Here is a 15,187-nt window from a genome sequence, read left to right as displayed (position 1 = left end):
TCGTGGATTTAAACCGCAAAACGTTTTGCCGTCCTCCGAGATATGGCCCAAGGCTTCACACAGGCGCGTGTACCCGTTGGGATGGACAGAGGGGACTGGTAAGCGTAATTTCCTCCCGATCCACTTGACAAGGATTTGACAAAATGTATAGATATGCTATAATGTTAGCATCGGCGTACCGGGGCGTGCTGCCCCTGTATGCAGGTGCTATTTGATCGTTACACAGGAAGGTGAAGACACAACATGACAGAAGAGAGACAGATTTCAAAGGCAGTAATTTCCAGACTGCCCCGGTATTACCGCTATCTGGGCGAGCTGATGGAGGAGGGGATCGAGAGGATCTCGTCCAACGAGCTGAGCGCCAGGATGAAGGTCACCGCCTCCCAGATCCGCCAGGATCTCAATAACTTCGGCGGCTTCGGGCAGCAGGGATATGGATATAATGTAAAGTATCTTTATACGGAGATCGCCAGGATCTTAGGCATCGACCGGCAGCATAACCTGATCATCATCGGAGCCGGAAACCTGGGCCAGGCCATTGCCAATTATACCAACTTTGAAAAACGCGGCTTCATGATCAAGGGAATGTTCGACATCAACCCGCGGCTCATCGGCCTGGTGGTGCGCGGAGTGGAGATCCGCAGCATTGACAATCTGGAGCAGTTCATTGTGGACAACGAGGTGCAGATCGCGGCCCTTACGATCCCCAAGTCCAAAGCGCCGGAGATCGCAGACCGTCTGGTCCGGGCAGGGATCAAGGCCATCTGGAATTTTGCCCATACGGACCTCAACGTGCCCGACGATGTGGTGGTGGAAAACGTTCATCTTTCAGAGAGTCTGATGCGTCTTTCCTACCGGGTATGCAGTATGCAGGACGAGCGGGAGCGGAAGGAACGGGAAAAAACAGTATGATCCTTGGAACGGGCTGTGATTTAGTTGAAATTGAGCGGATGAAAAAAGCCTGTGAAAAAGAGGCTTTTTTATCGCGTGTGTATACAGAAAGGGAGCGCCGGCAGGCAGGGGGGAAAGCCTCTGTCCTTGCCGGCGATTTTGCTGTGAAGGAGGCTGTGGCCAAGGTCTTCGGGACGGGCTTCCGGGACTTTATGCCAGGGGACATCGAGGTCCTCCGGGATGAGCTTGGAAAGCCCTATGTGAACCTGTATGGCAGAGCCAGAAAGACAGCAGAAGAAAAGGGGATCCTCCGGCTGGAGGTATCCATTTCCAATACAAGGGAGTACGCCATGGCCTTTGCCGTGGGGGAAGGAGAGTGACGGAATGAAGGATCTGCTGAATGCCGCAGAGATGAAGGCGGTGGATCAAAGAAGCATCGAGGAATACGGGATCCCATCCCTGGTACTGATGGAGCGGGCGGCCCTGGAGGTGGTGAAACGGGCCAGAGAGCTTCTGGAGCCGGGGCTTTCGGGGAATGAGGCCCTGGAGCATGGTCCGGGAAGGGAGCGGCTTTTAAAGGAAAGGAAGAGGAAGACGGTCTGGGCAGTCTGCGGGTTTGGAAACAACGGGGCCGACGGCGCGGCGGCGGCCAGGATGCTGACGCTCCAGGGCTTTTCCTCTGTCATCCTCCTTCCGTCCCTGGAGGGAAAACGGAGCCGGGAGCTGGAGGTACAGCTCTCCATCGCTGAAAAGCTGGGGATCCCCATCCTCACCCTGGGCGATCCGCTTCCAGAGGCCTGCGATCTGATCCTTGACGCAGTGTTTGGCATCGGGCTTTCAAGGCCGGTGGAGGGCGTTTATAAGGAGCTCATCGGCCTCATGGAGGAAAAACGGCAGCGGGAGCTGGTCCCGGTGGCGGCGGTGGATATGCCGTCGGGCATCAGCTCAGACACAGGGGCTGTCATGGGCTGCGCCGTAAAGGCGGATGTGACTGTGACCTTTGGCATGAGGAAGGTGGGCCAGGCCCTGTTTCCGGGCCGGGAATACTGCGGACGGCTTTTTGTGGAGGACGTGGGCTTCGTACCCGGGGATCCGGAGCAGGCCGGAGAGCACGTCCATGCCCACGGACCGGAGGATCTTATGGAGATCCCCAGGCGGCGGGCGGATTCCCACAAAGGGACCTATGGAAAGATCCTGGTGATCGCCGGAGCAAAAAACATGGCGGGAGCCGCGTATTTTTCTGCCCTGGCGGCGTACCGGACCGGAGCTGGGCTGGTGAAGATCATGACGGTGGAGGAAAACCGCAGTGTGATCCAGGAGCGGCTGCCGGAGGCGGTGCTGTCCTCCTTTGATCCCCAGTGGGCCAGCGAGGAGCCAGGGGAATTTAAGGAGTATATCCGTTCCCAGACGGGGTGGGCTGACGCCATCGTCCTGGGCCCGGGACTGGGCCAGGAGGAGTATGCCAGGACACTGGTGGAGGCAGTCTTAAGCGACGCCTATGTGCCCATCGTCATGGACGCCGACGCGGTGAACCTGGCGGCCAGATATCCGTATCTGAAGGGGTATTTTACAGAAAATATCATTCTGACGCCCCATGTGCTGGAATTTTCCCGGCTGACGGAAAAGCCGGTGGAGGAGATCAAGGAGGATCCCCTGGCAGCGGCCAGGGAGTTTTCTGACCAGTACGGCGTCACCTGCGTTTTGAAGGATGCGGCCACGGTGACGGCCAGAAAGGACGGAAAGCTGTTTATAAACTTAAGCGGTTCTCCAGCCATGGCCAAGGGAGGCTCCGGAGACGTGCTGACAGGGGTCATTGCGGGACTTTTAGCCATGGGAATGGACGACTGCGAGGCGGCGTCCCTGGGCGTTTATGTCCATGGACTGGCAGGAGAAGCGGCTGAGAAAAAATACGGCGTTCACTCGGTCCTGGCCGGAGAGCTGGCAGGCTGTATCGGAGAGGTGGTCAATGGAAATGTATAAAAGAGCGTATGTGAAGGTGGATCTGGACCGGATCCGGAAGAATATGAAGGCGATCCGGAGCGTGCTGCCGGAGGGAACGAAAATCATCGGCGTGGTAAAGGCCGACGGCTACGGCCATGGGGCGGTCCAGACCGCGAAAGCCATTGAAGAGGACGCCGCAGGCTATGCGGTGGCCACGGCGGAGGAGGCACTGGAGCTTAGAGGAAATGGGATAAAAAAGCCGGTGCTGGTGCTGGGCCCGGTGCCGGAGTGCCAGTATGGGAGCATGGTGGAGCAGGAGATCCGGACGGCAGTGTTCGATCTTACGCGGGCAGAACGGCTTTCGGAAACGGCGGTGTCCATGGGGATGACGGCCAGAGTTCACATTGCGGTGGACACCGGGATGAACCGGATCGGTCTGAGGCCCGGCCGGGAACAGGCCCAGGTGGTGAAAGAGATCGCCGGACTTCCAGGGATCGTGACAGAGGGCATGTTCACCCACTTTGCCAGGGCTGACGAGGCGGATAAGACCTCTGCCCGGGAGCAGCTTCAGGCGTTCCTGGATTTTTCGCAGATGGTAAAGGAAGCGGGCGTTTCCATTCCCATCCTTCACTGTGCCAACAGCGCCGGGATCATGGATCTGAAGGAGAGCCATGGAACGGCGGCCCGGGCCGGGATCATCCTGTACGGCCTGTATCCGTCGGACCAGGTACAGAGGGAGGCTCTTTTTCTGGAACCGGCCATGGAACTGAAAAGCTTTATTACCTATATAAAGGAGATCGGACCGGGGGCGGCGGTGAGCTACGGAGGGACCTTTGTGGCGGACCGTCCCATGCGTCTGGCCACTGTCAGCATCGGCTATGGAGACGGCTATCCCAGGAGCCTTTCCAATAAAGGGGAGGTGCTGGTCCATGGGACGCGGGCCAGGATCCTGGGCCGGATCTGTATGGACCAGCTGATGATCGATGTGACCAGGATCCCGGAGGCCAGAGAGGGAGATGAGGTGACTCTTTTGGGCCGGGACGGAACAGAGGAGATCACCATGGAAGAGCTGGCGGACTTAAGCGGCCGGTTCCATTATGAGATCCCATGCCTCATGGGAAAACGCCTGCCCAGGGTCTATGTGTCCGGGGGACGGACCAGGGAGGCCGGGGAGCTTTAACAAGCATTCCGGTCCCAGGGGGAAGCGGCCTTTAAATGCCGGCCCGGTTTCAGGTTCCGGCATCATTTTGCGGCAGTTCTGCATAAGGTAATCGTAGAGTGTCAATACTTTCGGTACAGGGAGACCTGAAAACCATTTCGGAGAGTGAAACCTTTGATCATCAGACGCGGAGATATTTATTATGCAGACCTGCGGCCGGTGGTGGGCTCTGAACAGGGAGGAGTCCGGCCGGTGCTCATCATACAGAATGATGTGGGAAATAAGCACAGTCCAACGGTGATCTGTGCGGCCATCACATCGAAAATGAATAAGGCAAAGCTGCCCACCCACGTGGAGCTTTCCGCCAGACAGTGCGACATGGTCCGGGACTCAGTGATCCTCCTGGAGCAGCTGCGAACCATTGATAAACAGAGACTCAGGGAGAAAATATGCCATATCGATGAAAATCTTCAGGAAAAAGTCAACGAAGCCCTGCGGATCAGCCTGGAGCTTGCTACATAAGGGCGTGAATTTCGGGAGTTTTGTTGACGAAATGTGGCAATGATGCTATATTAGGATACAAATGATAAAAAAGGAGTGGAAAGATTTTTCATGGACGATGGTAATTCGTGGATAGGAATTTTGCTGTTTGCGGCTTCCGTGGCTGTATTTTATCTGATCTACGGCTTTGGGGCGGCGATCCAGGCGCTGAACACCAGTGCGCTGGAGGACGAGCGGGACGAGGGAAATAAAAAAGCGGCGGCTCTTTTGAGGATCCAGGAGGATCCTGGGAAGTTTGTCCGCACCAACCAGGTGGTCACCTGCTTTTTCACACTGGCGCTGGGAGCCTTTACCCTGCCGCAGACAGCGGGATACATCCGGAGATTTCTGGCAGTGAAGCTTGCGATGGCTCCGGGCCTTGCGGCGGGGCTGGCCCTGGCAGCGGCATTTTTTGCGGTGGCCTTTTTTCTGGTCTGCCTGGGAGTTATAATCCCCAAGCACGTGGCAGCCAAGAGCCCGATCCGGTTCTGCTATAAGGCGCTTTCGGTGGTAGAGTGGGCCATTAAGCTGCTTTCGCCGTTCACCTGGCTCATCAGCGTGGCGGCCTTTGTGGTCTTAAAAGCAGTGGGCATTGATATCCGGTCCTCCAATGAGAAGGTGACCGAGGAGGATATCATGTATATGGTAAACGAGGGCCACGATCAGGGCGTGCTGGAAGCCAGCGAAGCGGAAATGATTACCAATATCTTTGAGTTTGACGATAAAGTGGCATCGGATATCATGACCCACAGAAAGAACGTGGTGGCCCTGGAAAGCACTATGACCTTAAAGGAAACGGTGGATTTCATCGTAAAAGAGGCCAACAATTCCAGGTTCCCGGTCTACGAGGAGGATATCGACAATATCGTAGGCGTGCTCCATATGCGGGACGTGCTTTATTTTGCAGAGCAGGAGGAGTATCTGGACAGGCCCATCAGCCAGATCGACGGCCTTTTAAGGAGCGCCCATTTTGCTCCGGAGGCGAAAAATATCAATGCCTTATTTAAGGAGATGCAGTCGGAGAAGATCCATATGGAGATCGTCATCGACGAATACGGCCAGACAGCCGGGATCGTGACCATGGAGGATATCCTGGAGGAGATCGTCGGAAACATCATGGATGAATACGACAACGAGGAGCCCGATATCGTGGTCAAGGAAAACGGAAGCTTCCAGCTTTCGGGCATGACGCCTCTGGACGATGTGGAGGACGCCCTGGAGATGGAATTTGACGAGGACGATAAGGATAATTTTGACACCTTAAACGGCTTCCTGATCTCAAGGCTGGGCCATCTGCCGGAGGATGATGAAAAGGGCCAGGTGGTCTTCGGAGGCTACCGGTTCAGTATCGTAAAGGCAGAGAATAAGATCATACAGACGGTAGCGGCGGAACGGGATGCCGGGCCGGAACATGAAAAAGAAAACGAAGGATAAAAGGATCCCCCGTCCGGGGCAGGCAGCAGAGCCGCTTCCGGACGGGGGATTTTTTTGACGGTCCTATTTCAGATACTGGTCCATCCAGTTTAAGATCTCCGTCATACGGTCGATCCTGTTTTCCGGCTTTCCGCCGCGGGAGAGCTCGTGGTTCTCGCCGTGGAAGAGGCAGAGCCTGGAGGGACAGCCGTTTCTCATAACGGCGCTGTACATGGCAAGCCCCTCTGCCATATAGCAGCGGTAGTCCTCGTCGGAGTGGATAAAGAGGATCGGGGTCTTGCAGTTGGGGGCATACTGGAGCGGGGACTGCTTCCAGAGAAGCTCCACATTCTCTCTTGTATTGGCGCCCTGGTTGTTTACGATAAAGGTGTGGCCGATATCAGAGTTGTGCTCAAAGGATACCCAGTTGGAGATGGAACGCTGGGATACGGCTGCTTTGAAGCGGTCGGTGTGGCCCACGATCCAGTTGGTCATGAAGCCGCCGTAGGAGCCGCCGGTAACGCCCACACGGGCTGTATCGATCTGGGGATATCTCTTTAATACCTCGTCGGTGAAATCCATCAGGTTCTGGTAGTCCACGGTCCCGTAGATGCCGTTGATGTTTCCGAAATCGGTGCCGCGGCCGTCAGAGCCTCTGGGATTGCAGTAGAACACGAAGTATCCGGCATTGGCCCACATCTGCATCTCGTGGTGGAATACGTCGGAGAATACGGTGCGGGGGCCTCCGTGGATATGGAAGATGGCCGGATAGGAAACGCCTTCCTCATAATCTGCCGGCTTCATCACCCAGCCGTGGATCTCATAGCCGTCGCTGGCTGTGAAGGAAAAGGCCTCGGGGGTCACAACGGAATATTCCTCTCCAACAAAGTCGTTGAAGTGGGTGATCTGCTCACCGTCCAGGTAAAGCTCCGCAAGCTTTGTTCCCTGGAGTTCACAGCTTACCAGGTGTTCGCCGTTGACGTCGAAGCTGTCGCAGGAGCTTCCCTTTGTGAGGCTGTCGGAGATATTGCCGTCCTTGTCCAGCTTTCTTAACCATGCAAAGTCGTCTACGGTGGAGATAAAGTAGAAGTCGCCGTTTAACAGCTTCTGGCCGCGGCCGGAGCCGTATCTTGCGTCGCTTCCCACAGAGCCGGAGGCGATGGAGGCGTCATAGGGTACAAACAGGTTCATGGAGCCGTCCGCTAAGTTCATCTTATAAAAGCTGTTGTACTTATTGGTATAGCGGTAGTCGGAGTCGATGGCAGCCACAAGAGCCTCATTTTCGTTTAAGAGCTCGATGGTTCCGGTGTGCATGGTATCCGGCTCCAGTAATGTCTTTGTCTCGCCGGTCTTTAAGTTATAGAGATAAATTCCCTCGTTTAAACCGCGCACGTTCTGCTTCCAGGGATACGCCTTATAAAGGAGAAGATCGCCAAGGACAGAGGACTGGGTGCAGTCGGTCCAGTCGCAGGCCACGTAAGAAAGCTCTCCGTTTTCTCTGTTATAAACGGCAAAACGGTTTCTCTTTGCGTTGGTGTAGCCTAAGCCGTTGCCCCAGAAGGGAAGCTCGTCGAAGACCTCATAGGATTTCTTTCTTGTGTCCTTATGATTATCCTGGCTTGCAGTCATAAGGAAACGTCCGTCGGGCAGTGCTTTAAAGCCGATGATCTTTGCGGGCACCGTAAAGGCGTGGCAGGCCTCTCCGCCTTCGGGGGAGATCTCATAGAAGCTTGTGAGGGCTTCTCCGGCTTCCTGTTTCTTCTTCACCTCGCTGCATCTTGCAGCCGGGAAGAGAAGGGTATTGTCGTTTGTCCAGACATAGCTCTTTGCGTCGCCGCCGCTGGTCATCTTCCGAACCTTTTTTTCAGCCATATCGTAAACGTAGAGGTTGGCTTTGTATGTATTTTCCGCTCTGTCTGCGTTGGATACCACAAAGGCAATGTACTTTCCATCGGGTGAGAAGGAAGGATTGCTTACGAACTGAAATTTCAAAAAGGTATCGATTTCAATCTTTTTCATAGTGCTGCCTCCATATTTTGATAATTATGTAGTTCTATTATAACATGCCTGTAAAAGCTGTCAAGAAAACGTTGCTGTTTCGGAGCCGTCCGGCAGGAAAATATGAATAAAATGGCCGAAGGGAAAATCCACAGAAAAGCTCTTGCCAAGGACTTAAAATAATGCTAGAATATTTAGGATTATGGTAACTGTAAGGACATGACCGTTACAGATTATGATGGAAATACGATAAATATAGAAGAAACAAGAAAAGGAGCAGGAAAAATGTCAGGACATTCCAAATTTGCCAATATTAAACATAAGAAAGAAAAGAACGATGCGGCCAAGGGAAAGATCTTTACCGTGATCGGAAGAGAGATCGCTGTTGCAGTTAAGGAAGGCGGCGCAGATCCGGCCAATAACAGCAAGCTCCGTGATGTGATCGCCAAGGCCAAGGCCAACAACATGCCCAACGATACCATCGACCGCGGAATTAAAAAGGCTGCCGGGGACCTGGGCTCTGTAAACTATGAAAACCTGGTTTATGAGGGCTACGGCCCCAACGGCATTGCCATCATCGTAGAGACTCTGACTGACAATAAAAACCGTACCGCAGCCAATGTAAGGAGCGCCTTTACCAAGGGCGGCGGAAACGTAGGAGCCCAGGGAAGCGTATCCTTCATGTTCGACAAAAAAGGCCAGATCATCATCGACAAGGAAGAGTGCGAGATGGATGCCGACGAGCTGATGATGGCAGCTCTGGACGCCGGAGCTGAGGATTTCTCCGAGGAGGAGGACAGCTTTGAGGTGGTGACCGATCCCGACGCCTTCAGCGAGGTGCGCGAGGCTCTGGAAAAGGCCGGTATCCCCATGATGCAGGCGGAAGTGACCATGATCCCCCAGAACTACGTGGAGCTGACCGACGATGACGCCATCAAGAAGATGAACCGGATCCTGGATCTTTTAGACGAGGATGACGATGTCCAGGCTGTATTCCACAACTGGTCCGAATAATCAATATGAATGAAAGAAGCTCCTTTCCGGATCGTCCCAGGGATGAAACGGAGAGGAGTTTTTTAGAAGGAAGGGATTATAATATGAAGAAACTGGTTAAGACCAATGTGATGCGTCTTCTGGATGCGGCGAAGATCGCCTATGAAGCAAAGGAATATCCGGTGGACGAAAATGACCTTTCCGGGAGCCATGCCGCGGACCTCATGGGCGTGGACCATGGGAGCGTTTTTAAGACCCTGGTGCTCCGGGGAGAAAAGACAGGATATATGGTCTGCTGTATTCCGGTGGACGGAGAGGTGGATCTGAAAAAGGCGGCCAGGGCGGCGGGAGACAAGAAGGTGGAGATGCTTCCGATGAAGGAGCTCCTTCCGGTCACCGGCTATGTCCGGGGCGGCTGTTCTCCCATCGGGATGAAAAAGAGATTCCCCACCTATCTGGACAAGTCGGCAGGGGAGTATGAAAAAATCGCCGTCAGCGCCGGCATGCGTGGCGTCCAGGTGATCCTGTCCCCGGCGGATCTGGGGAGGTATGTGGGCGCTGAAATGGCAGATCTCATGTAAAAGTGGTTGACATAAGGTGTAAAGGACCGGAAAACCCCTTTAAAGTGGGGGATAAAAACTTAACAAATTTGTAATAAATGTTAAAAGTCCATAGGGCCAATGGTAACAAAAATACGAGGAAAATCAAGAAAAAGTTCTTGCAAAATGTTAAAAAATCATGACAAAAGTTAAAAATAAGGCTGTGAAATACAACAAAAATGCAGAAGCCTTATTGACTTTTGGCCTCCCGTTCTCCTATAATCACAGACGCCGTCCGGTGAGACGGAAAAATAACCATCTGCCGCCTGGAGGCTTTCCGGAGGCAGAACGGAGAAAAGAGGCAATCGATGAAGCAGACATGGAACTCATTTCTTCAGACAGTTTTCCAGAGTATAAAAATGCTGTCTGCCAGCGCACCTGCCAAAAGACGCCGGGATACGGCAGTCCTTACGGCTGGTATCCTTCTGGTGACAGCCATTACCTTTGCCGCAGGGAGCTTTCCGGAGACGGGAAACGGTGCTATGGTGGCCTTTGCTGAGACGCCGGGAGAGAGCGGCGGCCAGGAAGAGGGAACGCATGATGGAAATACAGACGAAGAGAAACGTGATCCAGAAAGCATAATGGCGGCTGAGGAGGCCGCGGACACGGAAAACGGAACAGAGACCAGAAAAGAGGAGGCAGAGAACGGCGCGGAGACGCCTGAAGGCGGGGAAGCCGGAGAGGGAGAAGACCCGGATCAGGAAGCGGAGACTGCTGCGGAAGGCTCTGGAGCCCAGGAAGAGGCAGCGGCCGGGGAGGACTCCGGTGCGCCGGAAGGAGAAGCCGCGGAAAGCGCGGAAACTTCTGAGCGGGCAGCCGTCCGGGAGGGCTCTGGCGGCCAGGAAGGGACAGCTTCTGGAGAGAGCGCTGAGCTTGCGGAAGGTGCAGCCGCCCAGGAGGCTTCCGGTAGGCCGGAGCAGCCGTCTGCACCGGAAACACAGGAAGCGGCGGCATCGGTCTCCCTGTCAGACCGGGATTACCAGACGCTGCTTAAGATCGTCCAGGCAGAGGCTGGAAACTGCGACCGGACCGGAAGGATCCTGGTGGCCAATGTGATCTTAAACCGGGTGGAAAGCGATACCTTCCCGGATACGGTCCACAGCGTGGTCTACCAGAGACATCAGTTTTCGCCGGTGGGCAACGGCTCCATCAACCGGTGCCGGGTCACAGACGCCACGGTGGAGGCTGTGGACAGCGCCCTGGCGGGAGAGGATTATTCTGACGGCGCTCTGTATTTTATGAACAGGAGGGCGTCCAGCAGGAAAAATGTCCGCTGGTTTGACAATCACCTGGACTTTTTGTTCAAACATGGGAACCACGAGTTCTTTAAATAGTGAAAAACCGGGATAGGAAACGAAAACCTGTCCCGGTTTTTCGTTTTTATGCAAAATTCATAAAAAACTAATAAATTAAATCGCAAAATGAATTGACTTTATCCAATTTTGATGGGATAATAAAGCCATCTAGTGACCAACATTCAAGGAGGTTTTTCAAATGTCAACAAAGGCTTATTACCCAATCAGCGAAATTGGTAAAGGAAAAGTGGGCTTTTCCAAAACCAGATCCATCATCGAGGGTGCTTTTTACGGCAACAACGTGGTAAAGGTAAATACCCTGAGAGAGGCTTATGAATTAGCAAAGAATTCTCCAGGAACGATCGTGACCGATATGCCCGTTTACAGAGGAGAGGAATTTGGTCTGGACAAGGACGCGAAGGTTCTGTTATTCAACGACGGAGCCATCACCGGCCGCTACGCAACTGCACGCCGCATCGCAGGCGAGCCGGGCGTGGACTGTGAAGCCCTTGACAAGGTAGCGATGGACGCGATCTACGAGTCCCGCTGGAAAACCATGTACCATGCAGAGGTTTTCGTAGGCCTGGATCCCGAATTTATGGTTAAGGCCCACCTTCTGATCCCGGAGGGAGAAGAAAACATCATGTACAACTGGATGTTAAACTTCCAGTACATGTCTGATGAGTACGTAAAGATGTACAAAAAATCCAAACCCGTGGGCGACGGAAAGGAGCCGGATATCTATATCTTCTCCGATCCCCAGTGGTGCGGCTCCGACAGACCCAGCGTATCCCTGGACTGCCTGTCCGATCCCCAGAAAAAGACCCTGTGCTACTTCAATACCGATACCAACTGCGCATGCATCCTTGGTATGAGATATTTCGGTGAGCACAAGAAGGGCACCCTGACCATGGCATGGGCCATTGCAAACCGCAACGGCTACGCTTCCTGCCACGGCGGACAGAAGGAATACACCCTGGCTGACGGCAGCAAGTACGTAGCTTCCGTATACGGCCTGTCCGGATCCGGTAAGTCCACCCTGACCCATGCAAAACACGGCGGCAAGTACGAGATCAAGGTCCTTCACGACGATGCGTTCATCATCAACACAGATACCTGCGCATCCATCGCACTGGAGCCCACATACTTTGATAAGACGGCCGATTATCCCACCGGCTGCCCGGACAACCAGTACCTGCTGACCGCCCAGAACTGCTCTGCGACCCTGGATGAGGACGGAAAGATCCAGCTGGTGACAGAGGATGTAAGAAACGGCAACGGCCGCGCCATCAAGTCCAAATTATGGTCTCCCAACCGTGTGGACAGGATCGACTCCCCGGTCAACGCTATTTTCTGGATCATGAAGGACCCGACCATCCCGCCGGTAGTAAAATTAAAAGGGGCTTCCTTAGCTTCCGTTATGGGCGCTACCCTGGCAACTAAGAGATCCTCCGCAGAGCGTCTTGCTCCTGGCGTGGATCCCAACAAGCTGGTTGTGGTTCCGTACGCAAACCCGTTCCGTACATATCCGTTAGCCAACGACTATGAGAAATTCAAAAAGCTGGTTGAGGAAAAGAACGTGGACTGCTATATCGTGAACACCGGCGATTTCATGGGCAAGAAGGTAAAACCGGCCGACACCCTTGGAATCCTGGAAGCCATCGTTGAGAAGAAGGCAGACTTCCATCAGTGGGGTCCGTTCTCCGATATCGAGATCATGGACTGGGAAGGCTTTGTGCCGGATATGAACGATCCGGAGTACGTAAGCCAGTTAAAGGCCCGTATGAACGACCGCGTCAACGAGATCAAGGAATTTGCAGTTGCCAAGGAAGGCTACGACAAGCTTCCGGACGACGCTCTTGAGGCCCTTGAGAGAGTTGTAAAAGAACTGAATTAAGCAATAAAACCGGGCGCAGGGATTTTTTCCTGCGCCCTTTTAACCATGGCTCCAGCGGCCAGAGAGGAGAAAGCAGACATGGGAAAGCAGCATATTTTCTTTGACCTGGACGGGACTCTGACCGATTCCATGCCGGGGATCACGAGAGCCGTGCAGTATGCCCTGAGGCGCTACGGCATCCAGGTGGACGATCTGAATGTCCTGAAGCCCTTTGTGGGACCGCCGCTGCCGGAAAGCTTTAAGGAGTTTTATGATTTTCCGGATCATGACGCCCATGAGGCGGTTTTTGTATTCCGGGAATATTATAACGTAAAGGGATGGATGGAGAACGCGCCGTTTCCAGGAGTGGAGGCCATGCTGAAGAGCCTTCGGAATGCGGGAAAGGAGCTTTATGTGGCAACATCCAAGCCGGAGGATATGGCAAAGCGGGTCCTGGACCATTTCGGGCTTACAAAATATTTCCGGTTCGTAGGCGGGGCAGAGGACGACGGCGGAGAAAAACTGCGGGTGAAAAAGGACCAGGTGATCCAGTATGTGATGGATTCCTGCGGGCTTGAGAAGAAGGACGAGATCATTATGGTGGGGGACCGCCGCCATGACATTGAGGGAGCGGAAAAAACAGGGATCTCCTCGGTGGGTGTCCTTTATGGATACGGAGGCCGGGAGGAGCTTTCAGAGGCCGGAGCGGACTGGATTACAGAAACGCCGGAGACGCTTCTGGAGCTTCTTAAGGAGCTGTAAGAAAAATACAGAACAGTCTTCACAAAATATTTAAAATTACGGCAGTAAATGGAACTTGAAAAAAGCAGACATATGAGCTATAATAGGTCCATAAGAAAACAGGACAGCAATTCCTGGAATGTTCGATACTCCTGTTTATTTTGAACCTACATTATGACAAACGGGATTCCTATATTTTTAAACGGATGTCAGGCCTCCGTATGAGTGGAAGGCAGAAGTTTAAGTGCGGTCGCCCACCTAGCAATGCTAGGAGTCAATTATGCAGGAACCGGCATTTTGGGATTTGCAAAAGATAAAAGCAGCGAGCAATCGCTGCTTTCCTGTTTTTTAGCGGATATTTTGCCGGGACCGCAATCTGGCCCTTTCTAATTGCCGGAAAATGTGATATGGTATAGAAGTGAAAACGATACATAATGGAAAAATCTGCCGAGGAGACGAGACTGATATGAAAAACCACAGATTTGACAGATACCTTTATATGGGGATCACAGCGGTGCTGGTGCTGGCGGCGGCCACGGCTGTAATCTTCCTGTTTCTGGAACGGAAGGCGATCCTGGCCCTGGGAGGCCGGATCATATCGATCCTGACTCCGATCATTTACGGAGCCGTGCTGGCGTTTTTATTTTCACCTGTATACAACGGCGGAGTCCGGTTTACGGGCGAGCTGCTGGGAAAGAAAATGAAAAATGAGAAGTTAAAGGCGTTTCTCCAGAAGACCGTGGGAACGGTCCTCAGCCTGACGCTTCTGTACATCATCGTTGTGAGCCTGGCTATGATGATCATCCCCCAGCTTTATTCCAGCATTGCGGGGATCGTGAACACCATGCCAGTGTATATCCAGAACCTGTATGAGTGGCTCACGGGGCTGTTTGCCAATAACCCTCCCCTGGAGGAGATGGTGCTTTCTGTGTACCAGCAGGCGGTGATCGCCGTGCAGGACTGGTCCTCCAGTAATCTGATCCCCCACCTTCAGAGCATCGGAAGCTTCGAGAGCCTGGAAAAGATCCTGGGAGGAGTTTCCAACAGTGTGCTCACCATCTTCAACCTGGCAAAAAATATCCTGATCGGCCTCATTGTCATGGTCTATCTTCTGAATATCAAGGACACGCTGACGGCCCAGGTGAAAAAGATCGTTTACGCCATCCTTCCGGTACGGGCGGCCAACGGGACGGTGGAGGAGTTCCGCTATATCCATAAGGTGTTTTCTGGATTTATTATCGGGAAGCTGATCGATTCCCTGATCATCGGGGTCCTATGCTTTATCCTGATGAACCTGTTTAAGCTGCCCTTTGCGCTTCTGATCAGTGTTATCGTGGGCGTTACCAACGTGATCCCGTTTTTCGGCCCCTTCATAGGAGCCATTCCCAGCGCGGTGCTGGTGTTCCTCATAAGCCCCAGGCAGTGCCTGTATTTTGTGGGGCTGGTCCTGGTACTCCAGCAGTTTGACGGAAACATCCTGGGCCCCAAGATCCTGGGGGACTCCACTGGGCTTTCCAGCTTCTGGGTCCTGTTTTCCATCCTGTTCTTCGGCGGATTGTGGGGCTTTGTGGGCATGATCGTCGCTGTGCCGCTGACGGCGGTGGTGTTCGACCTGTTTTCCAAATTCCAGTGCCATTTCTTACGGAAAAAGAATCTCCCGCAGGATACGGACGATTATATGGATCTGGAAAAGATCGATGCGGACAGCGGCAGGTTTATCAGACAGAAATAACGAGGTGCT

Annotated in this window: 13 protein-coding genes and 1 other RNA gene; 13 read left to right on the top strand and 1 reads right to left on the bottom strand. The window is 53.5% G+C overall.

Going from position 1 to position 15,187, the window contains the following annotated elements; all coding sequences use genetic code 11:
- The first annotated feature begins 243 nt into the window (after positions 1-243).
- From ACI6NM_RS04580 to ACI6NM_RS04555, 6 genes are all read left to right on the top strand, one after another.
- On the top strand, positions 244-912 hold the full coding sequence (locus ACI6NM_RS04580) for a redox-sensing transcriptional repressor Rex (protein ID WP_022272346.1): 669 nt from the start codon (positions 244-246) through the stop codon (positions 910-912).
- Positions 909-1,271: a holo-ACP synthase gene (acpS, locus tag ACI6NM_RS04575; protein ID WP_022272347.1), complete on the top strand. Its 363-nt coding sequence runs from the start codon at positions 909-911 to the stop codon at positions 1,269-1,271. The genes ACI6NM_RS04580 and acpS overlap by 4 nt, the downstream gene beginning before the upstream one ends.
- 4 nt (positions 1,272-1,275) lie before the next feature.
- On the top strand, positions 1,276-2,871 hold the full coding sequence (locus ACI6NM_RS04570) for an NAD(P)H-hydrate dehydratase (protein WP_262428052.1): 1,596 nt from the start codon (positions 1,276-1,278) through the stop codon (positions 2,869-2,871).
- The gene (gene alr, locus ACI6NM_RS04565; protein WP_262428051.1) at positions 2,858-4,012 is read left to right on the top strand and encodes an alanine racemase; all 1,155 of its coding nucleotides are present in this window, start codon (positions 2,858-2,860) and stop codon (positions 4,010-4,012) included. The genes ACI6NM_RS04570 and alr overlap by 14 nt, the downstream gene beginning before the upstream one ends.
- A 153-nt stretch (positions 4,013-4,165) precedes the next feature.
- Positions 4,166-4,513 (top strand): type II toxin-antitoxin system PemK/MazF family toxin, encoded by a 348-nt coding sequence (locus tag ACI6NM_RS04560; RefSeq protein WP_022274197.1) that lies wholly within the window; start codon positions 4,166-4,168, stop codon positions 4,511-4,513.
- Positions 4,514-4,603: 90 nt separating this feature from the next.
- The gene (locus ACI6NM_RS04555) at positions 4,604-5,965 is read left to right on the top strand and encodes a hemolysin family protein (protein ID WP_022274198.1); all 1,362 of its coding nucleotides are present in this window, start codon (positions 4,604-4,606) and stop codon (positions 5,963-5,965) included.
- A gap of 63 nt (positions 5,966-6,028) precedes the next feature.
- Here ACI6NM_RS04555 and ACI6NM_RS04550 read toward each other — a convergent pair whose 3' ends face one another.
- Positions 6,029-7,963 (bottom strand): S9 family peptidase, encoded by a 1,935-nt coding sequence (locus ACI6NM_RS04550; protein WP_252207636.1) that lies wholly within the window; start codon positions 7,961-7,963, stop codon positions 6,029-6,031.
- A 264-nt stretch (positions 7,964-8,227) separates the two neighbouring features.
- On the opposite strand from ACI6NM_RS04550, the gene ACI6NM_RS04545 reads away from it, so the two are divergent.
- From ACI6NM_RS04545 to ACI6NM_RS04515, 7 genes are all read left to right on the top strand, one after another.
- A complete protein-coding gene (locus ACI6NM_RS04545; protein ID WP_262428050.1) occupies positions 8,228-8,956 on the top strand; it encodes a YebC/PmpR family DNA-binding transcriptional regulator in 729 nt (242 codons plus the stop codon).
- 92 nt (positions 8,957-9,048) lie between these two features.
- The gene (gene ybaK / locus ACI6NM_RS04540; protein WP_262428079.1) at positions 9,049-9,516 is read left to right on the top strand and encodes a Cys-tRNA(Pro) deacylase; all 468 of its coding nucleotides are present in this window, start codon (positions 9,049-9,051) and stop codon (positions 9,514-9,516) included.
- Between the two features lie 326 nt (positions 9,517-9,842).
- Positions 9,843-10,868, top strand: coding sequence for a cell wall hydrolase (locus ACI6NM_RS04535; RefSeq protein WP_262428049.1), 1,026 nt, complete (start codon positions 9,843-9,845; stop codon positions 10,866-10,868).
- A 160-nt stretch (positions 10,869-11,028) separates the two neighbouring features.
- Positions 11,029-12,726 (top strand): phosphoenolpyruvate carboxykinase (ATP), encoded by a 1,698-nt coding sequence (locus ACI6NM_RS04530; protein WP_215653796.1) that lies wholly within the window; start codon positions 11,029-11,031, stop codon positions 12,724-12,726.
- A 78-nt stretch (positions 12,727-12,804) separates the two neighbouring features.
- Positions 12,805-13,467, top strand: coding sequence for an HAD-IA family hydrolase (locus ACI6NM_RS04525; protein ID WP_262428048.1), 663 nt, complete (start codon positions 12,805-12,807; stop codon positions 13,465-13,467).
- 107 nt (positions 13,468-13,574) lie between these two features.
- Positions 13,575-13,754: non-coding RNA, 6S RNA (ssrS, locus tag ACI6NM_RS04520), on the top strand.
- A gap of 158 nt (positions 13,755-13,912) precedes the next feature.
- Positions 13,913-15,178, top strand: a complete 1,266-nt coding sequence (locus tag ACI6NM_RS04515; RefSeq protein WP_022274204.1) for an AI-2E family transporter — start codon at positions 13,913-13,915, stop codon at positions 15,176-15,178.
- Positions 15,179-15,187 lie beyond the last annotated feature (9 nt).

This window comes from Pilosibacter sp. YYHA0881 (assembly GCF_051602715.1).
GTDB classification, from domain to species: Bacteria; Bacillota; Clostridia; order Lachnospirales; family Lachnospiraceae; genus Alitiscatomonas; species Alitiscatomonas aceti.
The sequence above is the reverse complement of the archived record's forward strand: the minus strand, read 5'-3'. Positions and strand labels throughout refer to the sequence as shown.